This window comes from Methylophilus flavus (assembly GCF_042678905.1).
GTDB lineage: Bacteria > Pseudomonadota > Gammaproteobacteria > Burkholderiales > Methylophilaceae > Methylophilus > Methylophilus flavus.
The window spans coordinates 687,748-713,275 of sequence record NZ_JBHTLN010000001.1 but is presented as its reverse complement, the minus strand read 5'-3'; the positions used below and the strand labels follow the sequence as shown (position 1 = coordinate 713,275).

The 25,528-nt window shown below is 43.7% G+C and carries 26 protein-coding genes; 3 read left to right on the top strand and 23 right to left on the bottom strand.

Annotated elements, in window-relative coordinates:
- Positions 1-35 precede the first annotated feature (35 nt).
- From flgE to flgB, 4 genes are read right to left on the bottom strand one after another with little or no spacing between them, the layout of a single operon-like run.
- On the bottom strand, positions 36-1,250 hold the full coding sequence (gene flgE, locus ACFQ2T_RS03340) for a flagellar hook protein FlgE (protein WP_379030487.1): 1,215 nt from the start codon (positions 1,248-1,250) through the stop codon (positions 36-38).
- A gap of 55 nt (positions 1,251-1,305) precedes the next feature.
- Positions 1,306-1,977, bottom strand: a complete 672-nt coding sequence (locus ACFQ2T_RS03335) for a flagellar hook assembly protein FlgD (protein ID WP_379030484.1) — start codon at positions 1,975-1,977, stop codon at positions 1,306-1,308.
- A 21-nt stretch (positions 1,978-1,998) separates the two neighbouring features.
- Positions 1,999-2,403 (bottom strand): flagellar basal body rod protein FlgC, encoded by a 405-nt coding sequence (gene flgC / locus ACFQ2T_RS03330; protein ID WP_055831046.1) that lies wholly within the window; start codon positions 2,401-2,403, stop codon positions 1,999-2,001.
- Between the two features lie 17 nt (positions 2,404-2,420).
- Complete coding sequence (gene flgB, locus ACFQ2T_RS03325; protein ID WP_379030481.1) at positions 2,421-2,852, bottom strand: flagellar basal body rod protein FlgB; 432 nt, start codon at positions 2,850-2,852, stop codon at positions 2,421-2,423.
- Positions 2,853-3,081: 229 nt separating this feature from the next.
- Here flgB and flgA point away from each other — a divergent pair, with 229 nt between their 5' ends.
- The 3 genes from flgA (at position 3,082) to ACFQ2T_RS03310 (ending at position 4,821) form a co-directional block, all read left to right on the top strand.
- Positions 3,082-3,849: a flagellar basal body P-ring formation chaperone FlgA gene (gene flgA / locus ACFQ2T_RS03320; RefSeq protein ID WP_379030478.1), complete on the top strand. Its 768-nt coding sequence runs from the start codon at positions 3,082-3,084 to the stop codon at positions 3,847-3,849.
- A gap of 167 nt (positions 3,850-4,016) precedes the next feature.
- Positions 4,017-4,334 carry a flagellar biosynthesis anti-sigma factor FlgM gene (gene flgM / locus ACFQ2T_RS03315; protein ID WP_379030475.1) on the top strand — a complete coding sequence of 106 codons (318 nt, stop codon included), beginning with the start codon at positions 4,017-4,019 and terminating at the stop codon, positions 4,332-4,334.
- Positions 4,335-4,338: 4 nt separating this feature from the next.
- On the top strand, positions 4,339-4,821 hold the full coding sequence (locus ACFQ2T_RS03310; RefSeq protein ID WP_379030473.1) for a flagella synthesis protein FlgN: 483 nt from the start codon (positions 4,339-4,341) through the stop codon (positions 4,819-4,821).
- 96 nt (positions 4,822-4,917) lie between these two features.
- On the opposite strand, the gene ACFQ2T_RS03305 is transcribed toward ACFQ2T_RS03310, so the two are convergent.
- The 19 genes from ACFQ2T_RS03305 to ACFQ2T_RS03215 all read right to left on the bottom strand — a co-directional run bounded on the left by ACFQ2T_RS03305 (position 4,918) and on the right by ACFQ2T_RS03215 (position 25,527).
- The gene (locus ACFQ2T_RS03305; RefSeq protein WP_379030471.1) at positions 4,918-6,813 is read right to left on the bottom strand and encodes an ATP-binding cassette domain-containing protein; all 1,896 of its coding nucleotides are present in this window, start codon (positions 6,811-6,813) and stop codon (positions 4,918-4,920) included.
- 136 nt (positions 6,814-6,949) lie between these two features.
- A complete protein-coding gene (locus tag ACFQ2T_RS03300) occupies positions 6,950-8,869 on the bottom strand; it encodes a polysaccharide biosynthesis protein (RefSeq protein ID WP_379030469.1) in 1,920 nt (639 codons plus the stop codon).
- A gap of 21 nt (positions 8,870-8,890) precedes the next feature.
- Positions 8,891-9,463, bottom strand: coding sequence for a sugar transferase (locus ACFQ2T_RS03295; protein WP_379030466.1), 573 nt, complete (start codon positions 9,461-9,463; stop codon positions 8,891-8,893).
- A 2-nt stretch (positions 9,464-9,465) separates the two neighbouring features.
- On the bottom strand, positions 9,466-10,341 hold the full coding sequence (locus tag ACFQ2T_RS03290; protein WP_379030463.1) for an NAD-dependent epimerase/dehydratase family protein: 876 nt from the start codon (positions 10,339-10,341) through the stop codon (positions 9,466-9,468).
- Positions 10,341-11,108, bottom strand: coding sequence for a glycosyltransferase family 2 protein (locus tag ACFQ2T_RS03285; protein ID WP_379030460.1), 768 nt, complete (start codon positions 11,106-11,108; stop codon positions 10,341-10,343). Before ACFQ2T_RS03285 ends, ACFQ2T_RS03290 begins: the two co-directional genes overlap by 1 nt.
- A gap of 3 nt (positions 11,109-11,111) precedes the next feature.
- Positions 11,112-11,828, bottom strand: coding sequence for a glycosyltransferase family 2 protein (locus ACFQ2T_RS03280; RefSeq protein ID WP_379030457.1), 717 nt, complete (start codon positions 11,826-11,828; stop codon positions 11,112-11,114).
- Positions 11,825-12,655, bottom strand: a complete 831-nt coding sequence (locus ACFQ2T_RS03275; protein ID WP_379030455.1) for a class I SAM-dependent methyltransferase — start codon at positions 12,653-12,655, stop codon at positions 11,825-11,827. The genes ACFQ2T_RS03280 and ACFQ2T_RS03275 overlap by 4 nt, the downstream gene beginning before the upstream one ends.
- Before the next feature lie 10 nt (positions 12,656-12,665).
- The gene (locus ACFQ2T_RS03270; RefSeq protein WP_379030452.1) at positions 12,666-13,571 is read right to left on the bottom strand and encodes a glycosyltransferase; all 906 of its coding nucleotides are present in this window, start codon (positions 13,569-13,571) and stop codon (positions 12,666-12,668) included.
- A gap of 49 nt (positions 13,572-13,620) precedes the next feature.
- Positions 13,621-15,063: an MOP flippase family protein gene (locus tag ACFQ2T_RS03265; RefSeq protein ID WP_379030449.1), complete on the bottom strand. Its 1,443-nt coding sequence runs from the start codon at positions 15,061-15,063 to the stop codon at positions 13,621-13,623.
- Positions 15,060-15,995 (bottom strand): glycosyltransferase family 2 protein, encoded by a 936-nt coding sequence (locus tag ACFQ2T_RS03260; RefSeq protein ID WP_379030448.1) that lies wholly within the window; start codon positions 15,993-15,995, stop codon positions 15,060-15,062. The genes ACFQ2T_RS03265 and ACFQ2T_RS03260 overlap by 4 nt, the downstream gene beginning before the upstream one ends.
- Positions 15,996-16,007: 12 nt before the next feature.
- On the bottom strand, positions 16,008-16,931 hold the full coding sequence (locus tag ACFQ2T_RS03255; RefSeq protein ID WP_379030445.1) for an FkbM family methyltransferase: 924 nt from the start codon (positions 16,929-16,931) through the stop codon (positions 16,008-16,010).
- On the bottom strand, positions 16,928-17,971 hold the full coding sequence (locus tag ACFQ2T_RS03250) for an NAD-dependent epimerase/dehydratase family protein (RefSeq protein WP_379030442.1): 1,044 nt from the start codon (positions 17,969-17,971) through the stop codon (positions 16,928-16,930). Before ACFQ2T_RS03250 ends, ACFQ2T_RS03255 begins: the two co-directional genes overlap by 4 nt.
- 87 nt (positions 17,972-18,058) lie before the next feature.
- Complete coding sequence (locus ACFQ2T_RS03245; RefSeq protein WP_379030439.1) at positions 18,059-18,808, bottom strand: class I SAM-dependent methyltransferase; 750 nt, start codon at positions 18,806-18,808, stop codon at positions 18,059-18,061.
- Between the two features lie 22 nt (positions 18,809-18,830).
- Positions 18,831-19,580: a phytanoyl-CoA dioxygenase family protein gene (locus ACFQ2T_RS03240; protein ID WP_379030436.1), complete on the bottom strand. Its 750-nt coding sequence runs from the start codon at positions 19,578-19,580 to the stop codon at positions 18,831-18,833.
- A 32-nt stretch (positions 19,581-19,612) separates the two neighbouring features.
- Positions 19,613-21,331, bottom strand: coding sequence for a thiamine pyrophosphate-binding protein (locus ACFQ2T_RS03235; RefSeq protein WP_379030433.1), 1,719 nt, complete (start codon positions 21,329-21,331; stop codon positions 19,613-19,615).
- Positions 21,332-21,346: 15 nt separating this feature from the next.
- Positions 21,347-22,666: a lipopolysaccharide biosynthesis protein RfbH gene (rfbH, locus tag ACFQ2T_RS03230; RefSeq protein ID WP_379030431.1), complete on the bottom strand. Its 1,320-nt coding sequence runs from the start codon at positions 22,664-22,666 to the stop codon at positions 21,347-21,349.
- A 46-nt stretch (positions 22,667-22,712) separates the two neighbouring features.
- A complete protein-coding gene (gene rfbG, locus ACFQ2T_RS03225) occupies positions 22,713-23,807 on the bottom strand; it encodes a CDP-glucose 4,6-dehydratase (protein ID WP_379030428.1) in 1,095 nt (364 codons plus the stop codon).
- Positions 23,768-24,541: a glucose-1-phosphate cytidylyltransferase gene (gene rfbF, locus ACFQ2T_RS03220; protein WP_379030425.1), complete on the bottom strand. Its 774-nt coding sequence runs from the start codon at positions 24,539-24,541 to the stop codon at positions 23,768-23,770. The genes rfbG and rfbF overlap by 40 nt, the downstream gene beginning before the upstream one ends.
- Positions 24,538-25,527, bottom strand: a complete 990-nt coding sequence (locus tag ACFQ2T_RS03215; RefSeq protein WP_379030422.1) for a GDP-L-fucose synthase family protein — start codon at positions 25,525-25,527, stop codon at positions 24,538-24,540. Before ACFQ2T_RS03215 ends, rfbF begins: the two co-directional genes overlap by 4 nt.
- Between the last annotated feature and the right edge of the window lies 1 nt (position 25,528).

The window sequence follows — 25,528 nt, the reverse complement described above, 5'->3', positions numbered from 1 at the left end:
AATAGTCAAGATTCAGCTTAAAGTCAGTGCGCTACTTATCTCAGGTTGACCAGGGTTTGTAAAACCTGGTCCTGGGTCTTGATGGTTTGCGCGTTGGCCTGGTAAATACGTTGTGCCGTGATCATGTTCACCAGCTCGCCGGTCAGGTCTACGTTTGAGTCTTCCAGTGCAGAAGATTGCAGTACACCCATGCTGCTGCTGCCTGGTGAACCGATCAGTTCAGCGCCGGATTCATTAGTCGCTTGCCATTGGTTGCCACCAAGGGATTTCAATCCGTTCGGGTTGGCAAAGTTGGACAGCACGACACGTCCCAGTTGCTTGGTTTCATTGTTCGTATAACGGCCAAGGATGACGCCGTCATCACCGACGCTAAAGCTGGCGATCCGGCCAGAAGTGTAGCCATCCTGGGATTGTTTGTTCACGCTGAAAGTCGCACCGTATTGTGAGCTGTTGGAATAATCCATCGCCACAGTGACCGGGCCGGAACCTGTGGTTGGCGTGAAGGTGATGTTGCCGACTGTAGAAGTTGCAGTGTCATACACACCGGTGCCGGAGAAGTTCATTTCTGGCACAGGGTTAGGGGTAATATTAGTGCCATCGGCAGTGGTGTATAAATTCCAGCTATTCGCCGCTGTTTTCACGAAATAGCTTTGGATGTTGTGTGCATTGCCAAGGTCATCATAAACTTTAATGGCGGTGGCATTGGTATAGCTTAAAGGATCTTGCGGATCAAATGGCCTGACCGCCTGATCGATAATCGGGCTCTCGGAGTTCAGGTTAAATTGGCCGGTGATTTCTGTCGTCGTCACTGGTTTCAGGTCGCTGGTATCAATCTGCAGTTCGACCGGCGATGAACCGTTCAGGCTATCCGCAGGGTTACCCATCAGGCGGTTGCCATCACTGGTCTGGATAAACCCATTTTTATCCAGCTGGAACTGGCCGTTGCGGGTATAAGACACCGCACCGTTGTTGCTCAGACGGAAGAAACCGCCACCATTAATCGCAATATCCAGGGTGTTGTTGGTTGCAGTGATGTTACCTTGCGTAAATTGCTGCGCCACATTGGCCAGCTTGGTACCAATACCGATTTGTGCCGCGCCACTGCCTATCAGTGAAGCTGCAAACATATCTGAAAACTCCGCACGTGACTGTTTAAAGCCGACGGTGTTGGCGTTGGATACGTTGTTGCCAATGACTTCCAATTGTTTGGAGGCTGCGTTTAAGCCACTTAGACCTTGTTGAAAACTCATGATGTAATCTCCTGGAGAAAGACTGGATGCTGCAAATTAAATTAAATAAAACGGATTAGAAAATCTCTACGACGTCGGACACTGCCACTGCCGAGTTATTACTCAGGTTGAGCTTGATGCCGCTGGTGCTGTTGGACACACTTTGTACCTGGGCCAGGCTGAGTGCCGAGCTGGTGGTGACAGCATCGCCGATTTTGGCCGTGATTTCGTAGGTGTAGTCGCCACTTGGTGCAACGGTGCCATCGGTGGCTTTGCCATCCCAGCTCAGGGCATTCACGCCAACATCCTGTTTGCCGAAACTGAGCGTGCGTACAACCTGGCCTGCGCCATCTTTGATATTCACGGATACGCTGTCTGCCCCGTTAGGTACATTCACCCCAAAGTAGCCGCCTTTATCGGTATGGCTCAAGCTATTGCCTGACACCAGTACGCTGTGGCCTATCATGCTGGTGGCTTGGTAAGACTGGCCCAGCTGTACGCTGCTGATCAGGCTGCTCATGGTGTCATTCAGTTTGTTGATACCAGTCACCGTATTGAGTTGCGCCATCTGGCTGGTCACCTGCGCATTATCCATAGGATTCAGCGGGTCCTGGTTTTTCATCTGCGTCACCAGCAGGGTCATGAAGCGGTCTTGTGCTTCATCAACAGTGCTGCCTTTAGAACTGCTTTTCTTGTTGACCGCATCAAGGATGTCCTGCGATACCTGGTTTGTATTGACGGTTGTCATGTTAAAAATCCTTATATAAGGTTATTGACCGATATTGAGTGTTTTGAGCAGCATGGATTTAGCCGCATTCATGGTTTCCACGTTGTTCTGGTAGGCACGGGATGCTGAAATCATATTGACCATTTCTTCGGTGACATTCACGTTAGGCATGGTGAGGTAGCCATCGCTGTTAGCCATCGGGTTTTTGGGGTCATAGACCATTTTGCCGGGCTTGGTATCTTCAATCACACGGTCTACCTGTACCGTGCTGGAATTGGTCGCAGCATCCTGCACCGCTTTAAACACCACCTGTTTGGCCTGGTAAGGCTTGCCGTCCGAGCTGACCACGCTATCAGCGTTAGCCAGGTTGCTGGCGACGGTGTTGAGGCGCAGCGACTGCGCACTCATGGCGGAGCCGGAAATCTTGAATACATTGAATAAAGACATATGCTTGCTCCTTTAACTTACTGTCCGGTGATCGCTGACAACATCTTCTTGATCTGGCCGGACATCATGGTAAGGCTGGCTTCATAACGGATACCGTTATCTACATAGGCATTACGCTCGACGTCCATATCTACCGTGTTGCCATCGACAGAGCCTTGCAGCACCGAGCGGAACAGCACATCGCCTGACGCCAGGTTGCCATTGCCAGCTGCAGCATTCATATGGCCACCATTGGTTTGCTGTAACAGGCCGGCAGGCTGTTGCGCAGGTTTTCCACCTGTGCTTTGCTGTAATGCTGCCTGCATGGTGGATTTAAAGTCTATGTCGCGTGCCTTGTATTGCGGTGTATCGGCATTGGCGATATTCGAAGCAAGCAATTCCTGACGCTGATTGCGCACGCGCAGCGCCGTCTGGTGAAAACTCAGCGCGGCATCCAGTTTGTTGATCATCGTCTTTTCCTTTCCCGGGCATTCCCCGAAAGAAATCTCAAGGTACTTTTAAAGTTTTGCCATCTGCCGTCGTTAACCCTGATAAGCGGGTCTGCTTTCACGCACACATGACTTTTACTAGCTGTGCTTAGTGTACGCGGCGATGGCAATAATGATTTCGGGATTAAGAGGGTGAAATACCCTTTATTTCATCAATGAGTTGATCCTGTCATGCGTAGAATGAGACTCCATGAAACCTCGTCTGCTTACCATTTTTGCTGCAGTGATCACTGGATTGATCGGGCTTTTAGCCTGCCATGTGCAGGCCGCTGATCGTATGCCGGCCGCTGCTGTGGCCACTAATCAACGTGCGGTAACACCAGCTGCAAGCGATATGCATACACGTGTTTACCAGACTGTCATGCAGTATGTGCAAGGTCAGACGCAAGGTTATCCAGGTAAAGTGAATATTGAAATCCAGCCATTGGATAACCGTATCCGTATCGCGGACTGTGACCTGATGGAAGGATTCAACGTGCAGGGCGCACGTCTGTGGGGGAAAACCCATATTGGTGTACGCTGCTTGCAATCAGCGACCAAGCCATGGACGATCTATGTACAGGCAGATGTGCAGGTTTGGGGTGAGTACGCGGTGACCGGGTTACCTGTCAGTCAGGGTTCACCAGTACAGGTATCTGATATCGTGATGCAGACCGGCGATCTAACCAAACTACCTTCAGGCATCATTACTGACCTGTCTATGCTGGAAGGCAAGAAAGCGTCATTGAATATGCCATTGGGCACCGTATTGAGACCTGAATTGCTCAAAGCAATGCCAGTGATCATGCAGGGCCAGATGGTGCAACTAAACAGCCGTGGTGAAGGATTTGTCATCTCGGCAGATGGCACCGCCATGCAAACCGCAAATGTCGGCCAGGTGGTGGATGTGAAAGTCAGCAGCGGCCAGGTGATCAAAGGCGTGGCGCAAGCTTCCGGCAAAGTGGATGTGCGTTTTTAGCCAGCAACAGTATTCAGGGTTTTAGAGTCGAAAATGCTTATTGATCATAAACTTGAGATAAAAAGTATATTAAGCACTAAAGTTCGCTTAAACTATGTCGTTAGTACTGTTAACAATTGAGGGTTTAGTGGCCCTTACATCCAGACAAACAGAGACAGAGGTACGGCATGAATATTTCAGACTCCATTAAAAAACTTGGTACCGTTGATAAACCGGTACTGGATAAAAGCACCAACAGCAAAAGCAGTGAAAAAGCGACTGGTTCTTCTGGCAACGCAACGTCAGATAATGTGACCTTGTCTGCAGCTTCAGTACAACTGCAAACACTGGAAGCCGGCCTTGCTAACGGTGAAGTCTTTGACACTAATAAAGTGGAAGAGATTAAAGCAGCGATTGCACGTGGTGATTTCTCGGTAGACACTGCCAAAGTGGCGGATGGTTTGCTGCAAACCGTAAAAGATTTGATACAACCGAATAAAGGATGACGTTATGAGTACTGCAGATCGCACTTCAGTTCCGGCTATTAGTTTTGAAGCCGATGCCACGCTGGTGGCCGAGTTGATTGACGATTTGCAGAACGAGCAAACGGCGTTAATTTCTGCTGACCTCGATATGATCGAGCAGATGGTAGATAGACGGGTAGGATTGTTGCAAGCCTTGGGTGAAGCCGCCAACACACGCTACACAGCGCTGGCAGCGGCAGGGTTCGAGGCGAATGAAAACGGCATGTCCAAATGGCTGGAATTGCGTTCCAGCTCAGTGCTGGATGATGCCTGGGTAAAATTCCAGAAGCAGCTGGCGCAAGCCAAAGAACTTAACCGCCTGAATGGCGTGCTGATCAACAAGCATTTCCTGCGTAACCAGGAAAAACTGGCTGTATTACAGGGTAATGCGACTAATAGTACGCAACTGTATGGCAAGAATGGCCAGTCACGCGGCGGCAGTAGCACACGGGCCAGTTTCTCTGTGTAACTAATTCAGTTTTTGTCAAAAAGCCGAATCAAATGATTCGGCTTTTTTAATGTGTTGCGGCAGGGTTGGATCCGCTGGGTCAGAAATGTTGCTGGCTTACTGCAGTTTTTCCAGTGTTTCCCAGCGTTCCAGTTTCTGCAGGATCAACGCTTCAATCTCGCTTAATCTGTCTTGCAAGGTTTTAGCCTGTTCCGGCGCCTGTTTATAAATATCCCCCTGCGCAAATTGCGTTTGAATCGCTGCTTGCTCCTTCTCTAACACTTCAATCTCTTGCGGCAAAGCTTCCAGCTCACGTTGCTCCTTGAAACTTAAGGTTTTTCGTGCGGGCGCCGTAGGTGACTGAGCTGCTGGCGCAGCAGTTACTTTTGGCGCAGGAGCGGTTTTGTTCCTGTCCTGGCTGAATCTTAACCAGTCATCATAGCCACCGCCGAATTCGGTCAGTTTCCCTTGCCCTTCAAACGCAATCACCTGCGTGACGGTGTTTTCCAGGAATGCCCGGTCATGACTGACGAGGAAGAGGGTGCCTGTGTAATCCTGTAACAAATTCTCAAGTAACTCCAGCGTATCAATATCCAGGTCATTGGTTGGCTCATCCAGCACCAGTACATTGGCAGGACGGGCAAACAGACGCGCCAACAGTAAACGGTTGCGTTCACCACCGGAAAGTGATTTCACCGGAGAACGAGAGCGTTGTGGCGGGAACAGGAAATCTTCCAGGTAGCTGATGACATGCTTGCGCTCGTTACCGATTTCCACAAAGTCCGAGCCCGGGCTGATGGTATCTGCCAGGGTGGCTTCTTCATCCAGTTGCTCGCGCATCTGGTCAAAATAGGCGACATTCACTTTTGTGCCGCGCTGGATATCGCCACTATCTGCTTCAATGTCACCCAGAATAAGTTTCAATAGCGTGGATTTGCCAATGCCGTTCGGGCCCAGTAAACCAATTTTATCGCCACGTAAAATACGGGTGCTGAAGCCTTTGATCAGGGTTTTGTCGCCATACGATTTGTAGACCTGATCAAGTTCTGCCACCAGTTTTCCACTACGTTCGCCAGCATCCAGGTTGAGCTTGACGTCGCCCTGGCGCTCACGTCTGGCTGCACGGTCCAGTCGTAGCGCTTCCAGTCTTCTCACGCGCCCCTCATTACGTGTGCGGCGTGCTTTAATGCCCTGGCGTATCCAGACTTCTTCCTGTGCCAGGAATTTATCGAACTTGGCCGCATGGGTTTCTTCGACTGCGAGCAGCTCTTCCTTTTTTACTTGATATTGAGAAAAGTTGCCCACAAAATCTGTCAGGTTGCCACGGTCAAGCTCGGTAATGCGGGTGGCCAGCTTGTCCAGGAAACGGCGGTCATGGGTGATAAACAACACACTGCCATTAAATCCCAGTAACAAGTCTTCCAGCCATTCGATGGCTTCTAGGTCCAGGTGGTTGGTCGGTTCATCAAGTAGCAATACTTCTGGCTCTGCAACCAGGGCACGCCCAAGAGCCACGCGTTTGCGCCAGCCCCCGGAAAGCGTAGAGACTAATACATCCGCATCCAGCTTCAAGCGACTTAGCACGGTTTCAACACGTGATTGTGCCACCCAGCCATTCTGTGCATCCATTTCATGCTGCAATGCCTGCATGCGCTCCATCAGTGCCTCAATATTGGCATCCGGCATGCCCATATCATGGGTGACCTGATGATAGTCAATAATGGTTTGCTGCAAGCTGCCCAGGCCTTCGGCCACCGCTTCAAATACTGTGTGCGCATTATCGAGTTCAGGTTCTTGTGGCACATAGACAATACGAACACCTGGTGCACGCCAAACGTTGCCGTCGTCTAGTTTGATGGTCCCCGCAATGGCTTTTAGCAAGCTGGATTTACCGGCACCATTGCGGCCAATCAAACCGACGCGTTCACCCGGATCTAACTGAAATGATGCCTGGGCAAGCAGGGCATGATGACCAAATGCCAGGCTGGCATTATCAAGGGTAATATGAGGCATAAAGGGAGTTGAAGCAGAGGTTGTTGAATCGATTCGACATTGTAAACGACATCAAACCATAGACTACGCTTGATGCATAAATAAAAGCACAACCAAACAGGTCAGAATGGACCTGTTTGAGGATGAGTAAAGCAGGTCAGTGTATCTGTTGCGAAGGGGAAGGGAGGGTATCCAGAGACAGCGTGTCGCCCCGCAAGGAAATGCTTGGTGCCGGGCGTGTATCAGGCTGGTACTCTTCTACCCAGCGTTGCAAGTCTTGTTTGAGTTGCGATTCAGCGAGATGCGGACTGTTAGTCAGCCACTCAAGCAGGTTGGCTAACCAAACGCTATCTGCCGAACGCGCCTGGGCAATGCGCAACTTCTCGTGGCTGGTAGGCAGCGTGTTTTCATCGTCTGCCAGCAACTCTTCATAAAGCTTTTCGCCCGGGCGCAGGCCGGTGAATTCAATGCGGATATCATGCTCTTGCAAACCAGACAATTTAATCATGTCGCGTGCCAAGTCTATGATCTTCACCGGTGTGCCCATATCCAGTACAAAGACTTCGCCGCCATTCCCCATAGTCGCCGCCTGCAAGACAAGCTGCGCAGCTTCCGGGATAGACATGAAGTAACGTGTGATTTCCGGGTGGGTGATGGTTATTGGCCCGCCATGGGCTATCTGCTCGCGGAATTTGGGGATGACACTGCCACTGCTACCAAGTACGTTGCCGAAACGTACGGTAATAAACCGAGTGACGGATTTCTCCTTATGCTGCAGTCCCTGGCAAATAAGCTCTGCCAGGCGTTTGCTGGCACCCATGACATTAGTCGGATTCACCGCTTTATCAGTTGAAACCAGCACAAAGGTCGGCACCCTGGCTGCCTGGCACGCCGAAGCGATCTGGTAGGTACCATAAGCATTATTCTGCAATGCTTCCACTACATTAAAATGCTCCATCATAGGCACATGCTTGTATGCGCCTGCATGCAGCACTACGTCCGGCTGATGATTCTTCAAAATGCGCTGAATGCGCACACTGTTTTTGACATCCGCGACTACATAGACTAATTCGGTATCGGTAGACCACTGACTGAACTCTTGTTGCAACGTATACAGAGCGTATTCCGAAATATCCAGGCAGATCAATTGTGACGGGTAAAAACTTAAAATCTGGCGGCATAGCTCTGAACCAATAGAACCTGCAGCGCCAGATACCAGCACTACTTTGTTTGCAAGCATGCTATTTAATCCATGCGCATCCAGTTGTACTACATCGCGTCCTAGCAAATCCTCCACATCAATTTTGCGGATTTGCGATAAGCTGACGCGGCCACTGATCAGGTCTGACATCGCCGGCAAGGTTAATACCTCCATGCCTTCGACCTGGCGGGCTGCTTCTACTGCCAGACGGCGCTTTTCATGGCGACTACCCGGCATCGCAATCATGCAATGCAAGGAGCCATGACGTTCTGCAATTTGGGGAATATCTTCCAAAGACCCCTCAACCTTTGTATGCATGATTTCTCGCCCAACTAGCTTTTTATTGGGATCTATCATCGCCACCACACGCCATTCCGGGCTTTTGCTTAATTCTTTGATCAGATTGAGTGAGGTGTCTTCGACGCCAATCACGATCACTGGCTTGCCTTGTGCAGCTACAGTGTTGAATAAACGTCTTTCTTTCCATGAGCGATAAAGAAAGCGGCTGCCACCCATTATGATCACCAGTAACATCGGATGTATGAACAAAACGGATCTTGGAATGATGATTGAAGGATGAACGACCAGCGCGAAGCTGGCAGCGAGCAGGGCGCCAAATGCGATTGCCCTGACAATACGCTTCAAATCCGGCAGGCTGGCGAAGCGCCAAAGACCGCGATATAGCCCAAACGCATAAAAGCAAATGCTATGGAAAATAAAGACCGCGGGCAGGCTTTCAAAGAAATATACTTTGAAACCAGCCGGCATATTGAAGTTGAAACGCAATAGAAAAGCCACCCACCATGCAAGTGTGAGAGCCAAAGCATCATGTGCATAGGCTAGCCAGGATAAGAGCCGGACAGGAAGTTTAAGCATTGGACTGTTCTAAATGGCTGGTCAATGCGAGATGTTATCACGTCTTAACACTTTGAGAATGGTCAGCAGGATGATTTTGAAGTCCAGCCAAAGTGATTGATGCTGCAAATAATGGGTATCGAGCGCCACTTTTTGTGGAATAGGAATCTCATCTCGACCATTGATTTGTGCCCAGCCAGTAATACCGGGCTTCAGGGTTTGCACGCCTTTTTCTGTCCTGAGAGCAATCAGGTCATCCTGATTAAACAGTGCAGGACGCGGCCCGACGACAGACATGTCGCCCTTTAATACGCTCCATAATTGCGGCAGTTCATCAAGGCTGGTTTTGCGTATAAAACTGCCAACCGGCGTTAAAAAAGAATTTGGGTTGGCTTGCTGGTTCATCAAATGGGTAGCTATTTGCGGTGTACCTGTGCGCATGGATCGGAATTTAGGCATCAGGAAAAGCCGGTTACAAGAACCAACGCGTTTACTCCAGTACAAAGCCGGCCCTTTTGAGGTCAGTTTGACCAGCAGATAAGTCACTATCATGAAAGGAAACAATGCAACGATGGCCAGCATTGTCAGGAAAATATCGAACAGTCTTTTTGACATGGCTATTTTTCCAGCACCCTGGCAATACCAGCATGAAAGCTCAATGTTGGCTGCCAGCCGAGTAGTGTTTTCGCTTTGCTGATATCTACCTGTAATGTACCGAATAGCCTGGATGCAAGCCCTGATTTGCCTGTCAGCTTGAGGATAGATTCAAGCAAGCCTGGCGGCATGGAAAACAGCATCGCTTTTTGCTTGTTGGCGGATCTGATGGCTTTGATAAGTTCAGCCATTGAAACATCCTGATCATCCGAGATCAGAAAGGTTTGATCAGCTGCTTGCGGATGAATGCAGCATAAGCTGATGAAATCTACAAGATTGTTCAAACTGACAAAACTTCGCCTGTTACTGATTGAAGCGAACGGCAACGGCACTGGTAACAAGCACAATTTGATTAGTTGCTTGAAGTTGGCTTTGACCCCAGGCCCATAAATCAGGGGAGGGCGGATAATGACCAACTCCATTTGATGCTCAGCGCAGAATTTTTTCAGGACAAGTTCTGCTTCCAGCTTGGTCTGTCCATAAGCGTCCAGAGGAGCCGCTGTATCCGTTTCGATAAAAGGATGTACCGATGCTTCACCATTTACTTTAACCGAGCTGAGAAAGACAAAGCGCTTGACCTTCAGCTGCCTGGCCAGTTCCGCGACTTTGAGCGTGTAATCGATATTAACCATGGCATAAGCCTGGTAGACATCTGTAGCTGTGTCTTTCATGACATGTGCCCGGCCCGCCAGGTGGATCATGCAATCATAAGTGCCAGGATAGTGTTCAGGCTCAAGCGCTCCACGCCGGACTGCGGTGCAAGCATGGTCATGCGTTACTAATTCCCGGCATAATGCGTGGCCGACAAAACCGCTGGCACCAGTGACTAATACCTGCATTATTTGAGCTCGGGTTTGCTAAAGAACTGTGGAATCCTGGAAAGGATTTTTCTTGCAATAAAAAAGGGGCCAACTGCCAGGCGATGCATTTTACAGGCGCGATAAGCTTCAAGGTTCCCTTTAATGATACCTTTGATACTGTTATTGGATGCCCCGCCAATGCGCATTTTTACCCAAATCTTGGGTATATATACGGATTTTATCTGATGAATTTCCAGAAAGCGCATCGTCAATTCAAAGTCAGCCTGACGCGGAAATTCCAGATTGAAATCACCCAGTTGCTCATACACTTCTCGCCGAACAAAAAAAGTCGGGTGGGCTGGCATCCAGCCTTTTTTAAACAGGCCGGCACGGAACGGCATCGATTTCCAGTAGCGAAGAATACGCGAGGTATCGTTTTTATCGACATAGACCAAGTCTGCATAGCAAGCTTTTACAGTAGGGTCTTTGAATGTTTCAGCCACTTGGGTCAGGATGTTGTCGTCGGCATAAAAATCATCTGCATTCAACAGCCCAATAATCTGGCCATTAACCAGTTGTAAGCCCTTGTTCATGGCATCGTAAATACCTTTGTCAGGCTCTGATACATAACGCGAGACGCTTGGAGCCTGTTTAACAATATCCATGGTGTTGTCCGTCGATCCACCATCAACAATGATGTGCTCTTTGTTGTTGAATTTTTGGTTGGCGACAGAGGATATGGTGTCGCTAATTGTTTCTGCGCTGTTGTAACAGACGGTAATGATTGAAATACTTAAGTCACTCATGTTCTATCGCACTGTGTTTCTAATGTAACGGAGGATCACCAAGCAACATAAAACCAATCTGATTTTTATTTGCTTATATAAACTAAAATTACTTTTCTCTGCAGTCGATGATGCATTTTTGCCATGCCTTCGATAAAGAACTAATGGTTCACGTATAAAGCTTACTCTTCCAACCGTTTGTGCAATCAGGCCTATCCACATATCATGCATAGGTGCAGATTGCGGAAAAGGTAATATGTATGACATCAGTTCTTTGCGGAAAGCGATACAACATCCCAGGTAAGCGTTTTTATAAAGATTCCTAATGAATCCTGGGCCAGAGTTTCTCAAAGCGAAAAATGAAGGGCTTACTTCTAAAAGATTCGCATCAACCACTTTACAATCCGATACAGTGAGGACACTGTATCGGAGCGATTCTATTGTGCGGTTAACCTTATTTTCAAGCCAAATATCATCTTGGTCGCAGAGGAAAATATAATCACCAGATGCAGCAGAGAGCGTTCGTTCAAAGTTCTTTACAATTCCGAGCCTTGTATTAGAAAGCGGTAAAATTTTAATTCTAGAATCTTCTATCGCTCGAATTATTTTAATTGTGTTATCAGACGAGCCATCATCTGAAACTAAAACTTCGTCGCTTGTGCCAAGTTGACTAAGGACAGATATCAATTGATCCTGGATAAAAGCTTGGCCATTGTACGTAGCTATACATACAGAAATCATTTAGATATCTTCAAATACAATTCTCTTAATTGAGAGAAGATTGATTTTGGCAAATAATGTTTTGCGTATCTACTTAATTTTCGAGCCAGGCTTATTTCTAAGTTGTCGGGCTGACTTGTAACAAGATTTAGCGATTTTTTAGCTGGGTTATTGAGCTCTGCTTTAATCACACATTGATAAACATTTCCAAAAACATTTGTTTTCAATTGAAGTTGTAGCTCTTTCGGCAAAGATTTCCAGGCGGAAGCAAACTCTGTATCTTCGGGCTCTCTCTGTACAAATTTATAGTCAACGATACATAGTCCGGCTGAAGTGATTAAATCCTGCATGTTTTTGATACAGAAAAATTTAATATGCGTTCGATCCAGTAATCCTGAATCGGCGTATGCAAAATCCTGATTAAACAGAGAAGCTATTATTCCATTGTGACCAATGTGAGGAAGTGAAATTAAAATACTTCCATTTTCCTTCAGTAGATTTTTCATCTCCAATATAGCTTTTTCAGGACTTGCCAGATGCTCTAAAACATCGGCTGCAATCACAACATCATATTTTTCCTGATTAAAGCTATTGCCCCAGTGAGGAAGGTTTAAGTCGATCTTATGAATTTTATTGCAATAATTCTTTAATATTTCTATAGCATCTTGGTCAATTTCTGCTGCTGTAACATCTGTATCAGGAATCTGAATTAAATGTTTTGTTAATGAGCCAGGGCCTGCCCCAATTTCTAATATGCTTTGTCCAGCAGAAATCATATTTGTTATATATGAAATTGAATTGTCAGCGTTCTTTTGAACTTCATATTTGTACTTATGGTCGATTTTCAAATCATAAATCCTATCGATTTAAAGAAAACAATCTCGCAAAAGCATTCAAATAACGTAATAAGAAAACTTTTACAAAAAAATGTCTAATAATATTTTTTTCTTCAGATACTTCAATTTTGATGTGCTCAACATTTATCTTTCCAGTAGATAAATCCGTCTTGAATGGGTCAATGATCCATTCTCCACAGTGCACACCCGTACCATCAATGCCGATATTTAAAACCAAAGATTTGGTCGGACATAATACGATTTTAGAATCTAAAAAAATAGTTGCATACCATCGAATAAACCAGGAATTGTTTTTCCCGGCAATCTGATGTTTTAGCATTGTCAAACATCCCGGGGGACCATTTCTATCAAAATCATTTATTTTCCCATTTAAACAAAGTTCGTCTATTAGCTGCTTTCCGTCAGGGTTGAAACTTTTCCATGCTCTCTGCCAGGTCGCCCAACCCCAACTCATTGGAAAGTCCAGAAAAATCGTGTCTGATTTAGTTTTAAAACTCACGGGGTACATGTAACCAGAAATAGCTGACACTTCACTGCGTTCTTCATATCTAGTCAATGCTTGGTTCATGAAGTCCAGAAAATGCGTAGAAACAATTAAATCATCTTCTAACACTATCACACTGCCAAATTCATTACACAGACGGGTGACACCATCAATGACTGAATTAGCTAATCCCAAATTAGAGGATCTTTCGACAATCTTAATGGTTTTGAAACCAGAAATTTGGTTGATGTAATTTCTTACTTCAGCAACAGCTTCCTTCGCGGAATCATTTTTAGGCGCATCAGAGAAAATATACAAATCAGAGTGCTTGGCTTCTGCATTCTTAAGCAAAGCTTCAACGGTTTCGCGAGTGTGTTTAGGGCGGTTGTAAACAAAAAGTGCTATAGGAGCGAGGTTGTTCATATGAAGTTATTAACCATCATTCTTCAGAAGCATAGTTATGAGGTTTCATTTATTTCTTTGATATTGCCAGTAATTCTAAACTGTACCTAATTATAGGTTTATTAAACGTTATGCTTAGTAGCAAATATAGTATTGCAGCTACAAATAACCCAAGTGTTAAGCGGTAAAGTGCATCACCCAACGGTATGGTGATACAGTAACTTAGCGTCGTCGCTATTACAGCCAATATTAATGGGATAGCTGATTGAGCGGAGTATTCTTTTAAATTAGCGCCGCATGCAGGTTTTACTAAAAAATGCCAATTTGGTAAATATGCGAGTGTCATTAATATAGCCAATGCAATTGCCATACCGTAAATCCCCCAATAACTTCCGAGCCATAAGCTGGGCCCTGTAATTATGGTCCAAAATAAATTCCACCTAAAAAGCATATCTGCTCTACCAACACCTAGTAATAAACTACCAACGGGATTACCTATCGAACGTACTAGCCCCCAGATTGCGAATATTTTTATAAGCGGTATTGAGTCTTCCCATTTTTCACCCAACACTAAATGTACGATTTCGCTTGAATAAAAAGCAATGCCTAAATAAATAGGGAAGTTTATAGATGATGTTAATAGAATAGTTTTTAAGTAGATATTTTTAAGACGATTTTTATCATTTTGAGCAATAGCCATAACTGGCAGTCCGACTTGAGTGATTATGGGATTGATAGCCATTTGCACATTTAACATAAGTGTTTTAGGAACGTTGTATAAACCTATATCATTAGCGCCGAATATACGACCACCAATCAAAATATCTATCTGAGCATTTACTGTGCTCACTAAATTGTTACCTATCATGTAGCTGCCATATTGTAGAAACTTTGTAATTTCGGCAATCTTCAGATGCAATTTTGGTTTCCAACCATTTGCTAAGAATATCCAAGCAAACAAACAGTAAATAATGGCAGTCAGCAATGTGCCAAGTGCGATTGAGTAAACACCCCATCCATATAGGGCTAAAATTAGGCTTAACAAAAATCCACTAAGTACTGCAGATAACTCTATTTTTACCAGTGGAGAAAATAAGAGATTTTTCTGGGCATTTACACGAAGTTGCTGACCTAGAGCATTTATGAATAATGTCAATGCTGCTATATATAGCAAATTTACGAGTTCAGGCTGTCTATACCAATCAGCTATAAAACTAGATGCGCCAACTAGAACAGTAGCTAATATCGCCCCCAGACTTACATTTAGCCAATATAAGCTTGAGAGTTGGTCGTTCGAAATTTCTTGAAAATGAATAATTGCGTTACTAACACCAGCATCTGCAAATATCTGTATAAATGCAACTGTCGCTAAAGCAATAGCGATTAAACCAAAATCAGCTGGTGTAAGCAGCCTTGAGAGTATTACTAATTGCGATAATTGCACTAGTATCTTAACGCTGGAAGATAATGCGGTCCACCTTATAGATGTGAACGCTTTTTTTCTTAAGGTCATTTAAGGTTGGATAGTCGATTTGAAAAAAATGACCTGATATCGAATACACAGTTAAGCAAAAAGCGAGTTGGAAGTGCTTTAATTTTTATTAATGTTAACTCCATAGAACTAAGCTTAAATTTCTCAAGAACCTCATCTTCTAGATAACCATGGCGCCTCAGTAAGATTTCGCACATTTTTAGCTTTTGCTTATTGTTAAAGTAGGTATCTGGTATTTTTAACAGAGCATGTTGAGCGCTGTGACTGAGATGCCTTATTTTGGTTAACTTGGATGTAAGATCAACATCTTTCTCCCAGAATACTTCATTTTCCCATTGGTGAATGACTACTGGCTCATTGATGTACAAACAGCCGCCAGCACTTAAGGCGCACATTTCCGTACTGATGTAAGAGTTAGTACTGTGTATAAGCCATTCAATAAAAGAGGGTATATTTTTAATGACACAGCCAGATAAGATATGTGTGTAGCGCTCAATTTCAAAAAAGTTATCGTGATTGTCAAAATCACTCAATAAATGTTTGTGGCCATAAAAGAAAGTTTTCTTTCTTTTCACCAAATACGTGATGTTTGCGAATTTAATAAACTTTACTGAAGAGTGAATGTGCTTTTTTAATAAAGAAAAAGTATTGGGTAAAATGAGATCGTCGTCTGTAAGGAAGAATAAATACTCACCCTTTGCCTTTGAAATCAGTTTTTTGACGTTATTTAAGCCTCCAACATTTTCATTATTCGTCCAATGGATAAAAGTTATGTTTTTGTTTTCAATGCTTAAGTTTTCTAAATAGCTTCTTGTGCCGTCCGGTGATGCATTATCGCTCACCAAAACTTCTATTGGCTCATCTAGAATGTTGGCCGCAGCGATTACCGAAGCAATGGCGATTTTCAGGTCGGCAAGACGGTTATAAGTTGGAATGCAAACGGAAATTAGCATCGGGGTTTGCAACTAGCTTTTTAGATTTGAAATTTGTAGGGCGTGTTTGTCGGAATGAAGAAAAAAGAAGTTCGTTTCTACCGTGTCATCCGTCATCGTATTAATTTTAACTAGCTTATCTTCAGAGCAATAAAAACACTCATATCCCAAATCTGAAAACATCAAGATTATTTCATTGGGATGGTAGTTAAACTTAGCAGACCACTTTCTTAACATTTCTGTAAACACTATCGGTTTATCTCTCTTGATGGATTCAACTCCACCTTTAAAGGCAAAAAGCTCTGCGCCTTCGACATCACACTTTATGAAGTCTATTTTAATTTTTTTTTGTTCTACAAAATCATCTAATTTTTCAACATGACAGTTTATTAATTCAACATCCTCACGTTCACTCACGTTCGCTATTGATGCATTAACGCCGCCCTCAGGATAGAAGTAGAAAGCCAGATCATTTTTTTCATTTGATAAGCCAAAAGGGCATGCTTCAATATTTTGGATATTGTTTAGGCTGATATTCTCGGCTAGATAATGATATGTTTTGGGTATGGGTTCGAAAGCATATATTTTGCTATCCGGATATTTTTTCGCAATATTAATTGAATACCAACCCATATTCGCACCAATATCGACAACACAATCTGCTGGTTCCAGAAGTCGCATAATCATTGCTGACTCCATTGTTTCATAATCCAGGAAATTCAATGATTCGATTGGTGCAACACGATGATCTCCTTTGGGGCAAATCATTTTTACCTGGTCACGTGATGTAACAATGACTTTTTCATCGATAATTTCTATCGACGATATGTTGGTTTGCTTAATAAACTCCGCATACTCAAAAAGCTTACTATGATGGAATTGATACATCTGCTTAATGTAGTCAGGTTTTGAAAGTTGATTGTTAAGGTATTTGGTGCGTGTATCAAAGATATTCATAGCTTGTAACTTTCAATTGTTTTACTGAAACCATCACTGAGTGTTGTGAGTGGTTTCCAACCCAGAGTTTTGATTTTTGAAATATCTGGGCATGTGATGGAAACCGGGCTTTCAGTATAAAAATCGAAGTTGTCCCTTTGTTTGAAGATTACATTTATACGTTTTTCGGAATCCAATCCTGCAACTAAAGTTGCAAGGTCGCGAATGCTAATTTCACCCTCTGGATTGCCCACATTGTATGCTTGAGCATTTTCGCCTTTAAGTAAAATGATCCAAAATGCTGCTACCGCATCAGCCAAGTAACAAAATGATCGCCTGGCTAATCCGTTACTTTTTATTTCTATATCGTTGCCATTCACAGCGCTGGCTACGAAATCAGCATAAACTCTTCCATCGTCAAGTTTCATTCCAGGCCCATATGTATGAAACGGCCTGACAATTTTAGTGGGAACATTGTATTGGCGATTCCAAGCTACACACATATTTTCGCCCATACGTTTACTTTCAGCGTAACAAGAGCGAACGGACATAGGATCAAGGTACCCATAGTCAACTTCTGAAGTCGGAATATTTTTGACTTCTCCATATATTTCGCAACTACTAAAGTATAAAAAACCTTTTACTTTTTTACTTTTTGCAAATTCCAGTAGGTGCATGGTCGCAATTGTATTTGCGCTTAAGGTTCCCACAGGATCAGTCTCATAATATTTAGGACTAGCCTGGCTTGCAGCGTGAACAATAAAGTCCACTTCTCGAATTATATTGATGGGCTGGCAAATATCCTGCTCAATAAATTCGACTGCAGCGCCAATAGTGTTCGTATCAAAAGTTTTTTGAAAGCGCTCGCGGTTCCTACAAACCGCGATGATACTTACATTTAAAAATATTTTTTTATTAAGGTATAACAGTGTCTTGATCATATACGATGCAAGAAAACCTGATGCACCTGTAATCAATACCGTTTTATCTTTTAATGCAATCCAAGGTATTGCATATTTTTGAGTGATTAACTCTAGATCATCGGTTTCAATACTGTTCATAGCTTTGGGATGTCATTAAATCTTTGTGATTTCAAATCTATTTTTGATGTGATAAGACAAATTTGAACTAGAGTCTATCGTTGGCCTTTACTCTAAAACACAATAAGAAATACCTGTTTCCCATGGAAAGCGTTTCAGTCTAATATTGTTAATACCGATACTATCTACGATCGCTTTGGTTTCACCTGGATAAGGAACTTGGTTCACTTCATCAAATACAATGATGGCGCCCTTAGGCATTAATTTTATTACATGATCAAGAGCAACTTTAGTTGCTTCGTATACATCGACATCTATGTGTAATAAAGATACGACTAAATGGCCATTTTTGCTTATATATTCTGGAAGAGTTTTGGTAATGTCGCCTTTAACAAGTTCAATCTTGTTGATATGCCCCAAGGTCCTATTGCTATCATATTGTTGAATTGCAAGGTCGAGCTGTTCAATGTGTTCAAATTTAAAGCCACCTTTTTTTAAATGCGAGGATGGGGAAGGGCTAAGTAAGTCAAAGTCGGTGATTCCCGGAATCCCCTCAAAGGTATCAAAGCCTATGATTTTCCTGGTGTAATTTAACGGCTCTTTAATTGCAGACAGTTGTGCCCAAGTAAACAAGCTTTGGCCAGCCGAAACTCCAAGATCCAGAACAGATCCGTGAACATCAAGGATTTTGTTGAAAATTTCTTCTCGCGCCATAAATTTTGAAAGGGCTTGCCTGCGAACATGCCTTGCAAAATTGTCAAGTTTGCTGAGCGTAGTACCCGGAAAATTATCATATAGTGTTTCCGTGCCTACCATCGCCTCAATATTTGATTTGGTTTGGCGATCCCATTCCGCCATGATTGTTTCGTCTCTGTTTATTTTAGTCATCTGCGTTATCCGAAAGAATTTCTAATGTGTCCAGGTTTTGCATTCTAAATACACAAACCAGTCTAGCTCTGTTTTTGACGGTATTTATCATGCCGGTGTGGAGAAATTTACTATGAAATAAAACCAAATCACCAGCTTGAAACTGGTCAATCTGTATTGACTTCAGATCTTTTATCACTTCCTCATCGAGTGTCAGTGAATGTCTTCTAGCTTTAGAATTTGTTATAAAGGCGTAATCTTTTTTGTGGGATCCGGGCACCATCTTAATTGGGCCCATCGCTTTATCAATTGATACTAAAGGAAGCCAGAATGTATAAGAATGTGATGTCCCCCGATTGTATGAATAATCTGTATGCCATTCAATCAAGTTTTCATTATCATCGGCCAAGTCGAGCCTGATCTGTATTCTTGGCCAAACGCCTATATGGCTTGTATTCAAAATTAATTTTGAAAGATTAAATATTTTGTCAGTAGATGGTAGTTTCAATAATTGTGGAATTTGCTGCAATCTTTCGTAAAGAGGGGATTGAAGTCTTTTATTTTTTTCAATTAGGTCTACAAATGCTTCATCTATGTTTTCGTATGAGTCAAGCTCTTTTTGAGTTATACCAAACGCCAGTGCAAGGTTCCTTAGTTCTTCAAATAAGGGACTGAGTTCATTATCGGATAGGAATCCCCTGATTACCACAAACCCGTTAGTGGCTATTTCTTCCAGATGACTATCGCTTATTAAATTATTCATGTGTTTTAAAACCAGTAATTTATTTAGAGCAATTATTGACTAGATATATCAAAATGAGGAAATTGTTCGTCTAATTTCGATCCAAATGCTAATCTTGGTCTGCATTCGGTCGCACCTTCCATCAGCACTTCAATGAGCATAGGCCCACAATTTTGTGACACTACCCTGAGAGCATCTTTAACTTGGTTTATGTTGGATACTCGTATCGCTCCAATTTCATAAGCTTTGGAGATTTTTTCAAATGATGGAGAGCTATAGCCTTTTTTTGTTGATTGATCGCGGCCATTGAAATACATATCCTGGAAATTCTTTACCATCCCAAGCGTAAAATTATTTAATACAATCACCGTGATATCCAGATTGAGTCTTTTAATAGTATCTAATTCTTGTATGTTGATCTGCAAGCTACCATCACCGGTGATGACGATGACTTTCGATTGAGAAGTTACAGCTACACCGATAGCAGCCGGGAGCGCAAAACCCATAGCACCCATGCCCCCGCTATAATGTACAGCTTGCTCGCTGTTGATTCTTATCGAGTGAGCCGCCCACATCTGATGATTTCCGACATCACATACGTAGTCGACACGTTTGCCGTGCATTGCGTCATTTAATAATTTGAAGAATATACTTGGGCTTATCTCACTTTCAGGATACTCATCCCTGTCAGCTTGACTTCTAATATTCCGGAGTTGATTGATCCAGTGCTTGTCTAGATTTGGGAATGTGCTACTTGAAATTTGAAATGATTTTAAGAAATCATCTGCTGAACAACAAAAATTTAAATCTGCACAGATTCTATTATCTAACTGGCTAGGATCTATATCTATTTGCACAATCTTTGCATTTCGGGCAAAGTCATTTGTGTCTGAACCAGTTTGGCGAACGTCAAGTCTGGCACCGATCACGATTAATAAATCGCAGTTTTGAATTGCCCAATTCGCTTCTCTGTTACCGTAACTGCCGATCATGTTGAAATAACAGTCTGTTACGGTAGTTCGCTCATGGCCCATTAATGTAGAGACATATGGCAAATTGTTATTGTTTAATACTTGTAGCCAGTCTGATAAAAAAGATGAGTTGCGCGCGCCGCCCCCCACGCATATTAATGGTTTATTTGAATCTGCACACAAAGACAGTAGTTTTAACAAATCCTTTTGTTCGGGCTCTGGTGTGATCTCCATAATCAAAGGTTGATTCACCCAATACTCCACATCTGAATTTGGGACATCCATCTTTTGGATGTTATTGGGAATGTCAATCAACACAGGTCCTTGCCTTCCGCTTAGCATCAAAGACACAGCCTTATGAAGGGTTGGTAGTAAACTGCTGACCTCTTCGATTTTAATTGAGAATTTTGTGATTGAGGATACGACTTCGACTATTTCCAGTTCTTGAAATCCTTGCTGCCGTATGCCACGTTTCCCTTTTTGTTCATTGGTGTTTACCTGACCGGTAATGAATAAACACGGTATAGAGTCAAACCAGCAGCTTCCGATTCCTGTAATGAGATTAGTAGCACCTGGGCCGCTTGTACCCAATGCAAGGCCTATTCTCTTACCTTTCGAATATCTGGCGACACCCTCTGCAGCAAATGCAGCCGCTTGTTCGTGATGCATCGAAATAATATTGAACTGCTTAGTTTCGGCAAAGCTGTCCAATAAATGTGTGATCATCCCACCTACCAGCTCAAAGCATGTATTGATCTGATGTTTCAACAAAAAGGATGCAACTGCGTCAGAAGCTTTCAAAATAGCTACCAGTATTTAATCAAAGTTAAGGCCAAGAAAGGTTTCAATTTTGGTGGCAGAGAAATCCAGCATTTGCTCAGTCAATCCAGGATATACTCCGATCCAGAAACTGTTATTCATTACAGTATCTGTATTATGCAAATCACCGCTGATTCGATAGTTCCTGCCTTCCATGTACGGTTGGCGGGTCAGATTGCCAGCAAATAGCAAGCGTGTGCCGACCTTGTTTTGGTCAAGGTAATTGAGTAAGTCGACTCTTCGTATTCCCGCTTCCGGTTTGATTGTCATTAGGAAGCCAAACCAGGATGGATCACTTTTTTCAGTTGCCTCAGGCAGCTCCAGAAAATCCTCGCAACTCGAAAGTCGGTTTTTAAGATACGCAAAGTTATCTTTGCGAGCTTGTACAAACCCATCTAGCTTGTCCATCTGTGCCAGACCACAGGCGGCCTGCATATCTGTAATTTTGAGGTTATATCCCAGATGAGAGTAAGTGTATTTATGATCGTATCCCTCAGGTAGGTTGCCCAGTTTCCAGCAAAAGCGTTTGCCACAGGTATTATCTTTACCAGGCGCACAATAACAGTCACGCCCCCAGTCCCTGAAGCTCTCTATAATGAGCCTGAGTTCAGCATTGTTTGTGAAGACAGCGCCACCTTCACCCATTGTGATGTGGTGGGCAGGGTAAAAGCTTAAAGTACCAATATCACCAAACGTGCCAGTAAGCTGATCGTTATATCGCGAACCTAGCGCATCGCAATTGTCCTCAATCAACCAAAGGTTGTGTTTTTTACAAACTTCCAAAATCACTTGTAAGTTGAATGGATTTCCGAGTGAGTGGGCCAGCATGATCGCTTTGGTTTTAGGACTGATTGCTTCTTCAAGCTTGGTGACATCAATATTATGGGTTTTGATATCAATATCCACAAATACTGGAACTGCACCGTATTGCAGGATAGGATTAACTGTTGTGGGAAAACCCGCAGCAACGCCAATGACCTCATCTCCCGGTTTAATCGCCCGATCTTTAAGCCTTGGAGAGGTTAGGGCAGAAAACGCAAGTAGGTTGGCTGAGGAGCCAGAGTTCGTTGTTAGCAGATATTTAACACCAAGATACTCAGCAAGGCGTTTTTCAAATTCTTGATTGAATCGTCCGGTTGTAAGCCATCCATCAAGGGATGCTTCGACCATTAATTTTAACTCACTGCTGTCCAGTACTTTCCCGGACGGCGGAATGATAGTTTGACCAGGGTTAAAAGTGGTCGGAGCATATTTTAGTTGTGCGTATTCTTCAACCAGATGGGCAATTTGTTGTCGAATTTCTTGAGATTTGTCCAAAATTAATCCTTGTTTATAAAAAGCGCATAGTCTTCATATAGCCATACTATGAATTTGAGTATTGCTTGATTTCATCTAGGCAATACTCACGCATATTGTTGCCTTCTAGATAGGCTTTGTGCCAACTACATATTTTCTCTATTGATTGTGTTATGTCCCATTTAGGGTGCCATTTCAGGAGGCTGCGTGCTTTTGAGCAGTCTAGCTTTAGCAAATGGGCCTCATGCAAGGTAGTTGCTGCTTCATTGATCCGATAACTTGCGCTTCCTCCCCAGTGGTTAACCATTGTTTTAGTTATCCATTCAACTGTTTGAGCACCAGAATCTCCAGGGCCAAAATTCCAGGCCTCAGCATATTCTTGGCCTTTTTCGTATAGCGCTTGTGCGAGCATTAAATAACCGTTTAAGGGTTCTAGTACGTGCTGCCAAGGTCGGATGGCATTAGGGCTTCTTAGAAGTGCTACTTGATTATTGCTGATAGATTGAAGTATGTCTGGTATCAGCCTGTCTGAAGACCAGTCTCCGCCCCCGATGACATTTCCTGCTCTGGCACTAGCCAAAGCAATCCCTTGGTTTTCTGACATGTATGATAACCGATAAGCAGAGGTAACAAGTTCTGCACACCCTTTACTGTTGCTGTAAGGATCATGCCCACCCATGGGCTCGTTTTCGCGATAACCCCATACCCATTCTTTATTTTCGTAACATTTGTCACTGGTGATATTCACTATGGCTTTGACCGAGCCCGTGTGTCGCGCAGCCTCAAGCAAATGAACCGTACCCATCACGTTTGTGGCATATGTCTCCACAGGATTCTCGTATGAGTATCTCACAAGCGGTTGAGCTGCCAGATGAAATATGATCTCCGGCTGGAAAGAGTTGACAACGCCATTGAGCTCTTCAAAGTTCCGAATGTCTCCAATAAAGGACCGCATGCCAGCAGCAATATTTGCTACTTGAAAAAGGTTAGGTTCAGTAGAGGGTTTGAGAGCAAAACCTGCTACATTTGCATTTAGTGACTGTAGCCAAAGCGAAAGCCAGCCCCCTTTAAAACCAGTATGCCCGGTGACCAATATCCGTTTTCCAGACCAGAAATCTTTGGTTATTTCCATATTTTCCAAGGCGCCTTGTCCGATTGCCATAGATCTTCAAGCATAGTCTTTTCGCGAAGTGTATCCATTGGCTGCCAGAAACCATTATGCTCATAGGCAACAAGTTCGCCCATTTTCGCCAATTGAATCAATGGATCACTCTCCCAGCTGGATTGATCATTCTCTATATAATCAATACATTTCGGAGAGAGAACAAAAAAACCGCCGTTGATCCAGCCGCCATCACCTTTAGGCTTTTCAGAAAAACCTATGACCTGCTGCCCATTTAACCGCAATGCACCATATCTTCCTGGTGGCTGTACACCTGTGACGGTAGCGAGTTTTCCATGCTGCTGGTGGAATTCAACCAGCTCGGCGATATTGACGTCCGAGAGGCCGTCTCCATAGGTAAAGCAGAAAGCTTCTTCGTCTTTGACGTATTCCTCAACACGTTTCAGGCGTCCACCTGTCAGTGTTTGTTCACCAGTGTCAACCAGCGTTACTTTCCAAGGTTCAGCATTACGTTGATGGACTTGCATGCTGTTATTGGACATGTCGAATGTTACGTCGGACATATGCAGGAAGTAATTGGCGAAATATTCTTTAATGATGTAGCCTTTGTAACCACAGCAAATCACAAAATCGTTGATTCCATGAGCTGAATACAATTTCATGATGTGCCAGAGAATCGGTTTGCCTCCGATTTCAATCATTGGTTTTGGTTTTAGATGAGTTTCTTCGCTAATGCGAGTTCCCAAACCCCCGGCCAGAATGACAGCTTTCATAGTTTTTGTGTATGTATGGATTTAAAGTCGTTATATGTATTCGTCAAACCAGATTCCAAGCTAAATTGATTTACATGGCCTAGATTGAATATCTTTGAAGAATCCATCAGTTTTCTAAGGGTCCCATCTGGCTTGGTGCTATCAAAACTTATATTACCTTGGTAACCGACAACTTCGCCAATTTTCTCTGCCAGCTCCCTGATGGTAATGTCGCTTCCAGAGCCTATATTAACCAGTGGCGGCTGAAATGATTCGGCGTGTGAGTCATTGCTGCCTAAGCATTTGCTGAATAAATCATCTTCAAGTTGCATCAAAAAAACACAAGCATCTGCCATATCCTGATTGTATAAAAATTCTCGCATAGGTGAGCCTGTACCCCAAACCACCACTTCTGAGCGGTTATCTATTTTTGCTTCATGAAACTTCCGGATCAGTGCAGGGATGACATGACTGTTTTCAGGATGGTAGTTATCCCCTGGACCATATAAGTTGGTTGGCATCGCTGCAAGAAACTGAGTTCCGTATTGCCTGTTATAACTCCAGCACATTTCAATACCCGCAATTTTAGCCAGTGCATATGGCCGGTTTGTAGCCTCTAATGGGCCAGTCAGCAGATACTCTTCTTTGATTGGTTGTGGGCAATCACGTGGATAAATACAGCTCGACCCTAAGAACAGTAATCGTTTAACCCCATTTACATATGACTGGTGGATAACATTGGTTTGAATCGCCAGGTTCTCATGGATGAATTCGGCGGGGTAAGTATTATTAGCATAAATGCCTCCTACTTTTGCCGCTGCCAGTAAAACGTACTCAGGCTTCTCTGTCGCAAAAAATTCTTTTACAGCAGTGTGGTTTGTTAAGTCCAGCTCTGCATGACTACGTGTAATCAGATTGTTATACCCTTTTTGAGTAAGGGATCTTATCAGCGCAGAGCCTACAAGTCCGCGATGACCAGCAACGTAGATTTTTGCATTTTTATCCATG

What these genes read in the sequence shown, in the direction of transcription:
- flgC (WP_055831046.1), bottom strand. Translation starts at nt 2,403, where the DNA reads ATGTCTTTATTCAATGTATTCAAGATTTCCGGCTCCGCCATGAGTGCG.
- ACFQ2T_RS03305 (WP_379030471.1), bottom strand. Translation starts at nt 6,813, where the DNA reads ATGCCTCATATTACCCTTGATAATGCCAGCCTGGCATTTGGTCATCAT.
- ACFQ2T_RS03290 (WP_379030463.1), bottom strand. Translation starts at nt 10,341, where the DNA reads ATGCAGGTATTAGTCACTGGTGCCAGCGGTTTTGTCGGCCACGCATTA.
- ACFQ2T_RS03270 (WP_379030452.1), bottom strand. Translation starts at nt 13,571, where the DNA reads ATGAACAACCTCGCTCCTATAGCACTTTTTGTTTACAACCGCCCTAAA.
- ACFQ2T_RS03310 (WP_379030473.1), top strand. Translation starts at nt 4,339, where the DNA reads ATGAGTACTGCAGATCGCACTTCAGTTCCGGCTATTAGTTTTGAAGCC.
- flgB (WP_379030481.1), bottom strand. Translation starts at nt 2,852, where the DNA reads ATGATCAACAAACTGGATGCCGCGCTGAGTTTTCACCAGACGGCGCTG.
- ACFQ2T_RS03245 (WP_379030439.1), bottom strand. Translation starts at nt 18,808, where the DNA reads ATGGCGGAATGGGATCGCCAAACCAAATCAAATATTGAGGCGATGGTA.
- ACFQ2T_RS03335 (WP_379030484.1), bottom strand. Translation starts at nt 1,977, where the DNA reads ATGACAACCGTCAATACAAACCAGGTATCGCAGGACATCCTTGATGCG.
- ACFQ2T_RS03255 (WP_379030445.1), bottom strand. Translation starts at nt 16,931, where the DNA reads ATGAATATCTTTGATACACGCACCAAATACCTTAACAATCAACTTTCA.
- ACFQ2T_RS03265 (WP_379030449.1), bottom strand. Translation starts at nt 15,063, where the DNA reads ATGACCTTAAGAAAAAAAGCGTTCACATCTATAAGGTGGACCGCATTA.
- flgM (WP_379030475.1), top strand. Translation starts at nt 4,017, where the DNA reads ATGAATATTTCAGACTCCATTAAAAAACTTGGTACCGTTGATAAACCG.
- flgE (WP_379030487.1), bottom strand. Translation starts at nt 1,250, where the DNA reads ATGAGTTTTCAACAAGGTCTAAGTGGCTTAAACGCAGCCTCCAAACAA.
- ACFQ2T_RS03280 (WP_379030457.1), bottom strand. Translation starts at nt 11,828, where the DNA reads ATGATTTCTGTATGTATAGCTACGTACAATGGCCAAGCTTTTATCCAG.
- ACFQ2T_RS03260 (WP_379030448.1), bottom strand. Translation starts at nt 15,995, where the DNA reads ATGCTAATTTCCGTTTGCATTCCAACTTATAACCGTCTTGCCGACCTG.
- rfbG (WP_379030428.1), bottom strand. Translation starts at nt 23,807, where the DNA reads ATGGCAATCGGACAAGGCGCCTTGGAAAATATGGAAATAACCAAAGAT.
- ACFQ2T_RS03215 (WP_379030422.1), bottom strand. Translation starts at nt 25,527, where the DNA reads ATGGATAAAAATGCAAAAATCTACGTTGCTGGTCATCGCGGACTTGTA.
- ACFQ2T_RS03240 (WP_379030436.1), bottom strand. Translation starts at nt 19,580, where the DNA reads ATGAATAATTTAATAAGCGATAGTCATCTGGAAGAAATAGCCACTAAC.
- ACFQ2T_RS03295 (WP_379030466.1), bottom strand. Translation starts at nt 9,463, where the DNA reads ATGTCAAAAAGACTGTTCGATATTTTCCTGACAATGCTGGCCATCGTT.
- ACFQ2T_RS03250 (WP_379030442.1), bottom strand. Translation starts at nt 17,971, where the DNA reads ATGAACAGTATTGAAACCGATGATCTAGAGTTAATCACTCAAAAATAT.
- flgA (WP_379030478.1), top strand. Translation starts at nt 3,082, where the DNA reads ATGAAACCTCGTCTGCTTACCATTTTTGCTGCAGTGATCACTGGATTG.
- rfbF (WP_379030425.1), bottom strand. Translation starts at nt 24,541, where the DNA reads ATGAAAGCTGTCATTCTGGCCGGGGGTTTGGGAACTCGCATTAGCGAA.
- ACFQ2T_RS03300 (WP_379030469.1), bottom strand. Translation starts at nt 8,869, where the DNA reads ATGCTTAAACTTCCTGTCCGGCTCTTATCCTGGCTAGCCTATGCACAT.
- ACFQ2T_RS03285 (WP_379030460.1), bottom strand. Translation starts at nt 11,108, where the DNA reads ATGAGTGACTTAAGTATTTCAATCATTACCGTCTGTTACAACAGCGCA.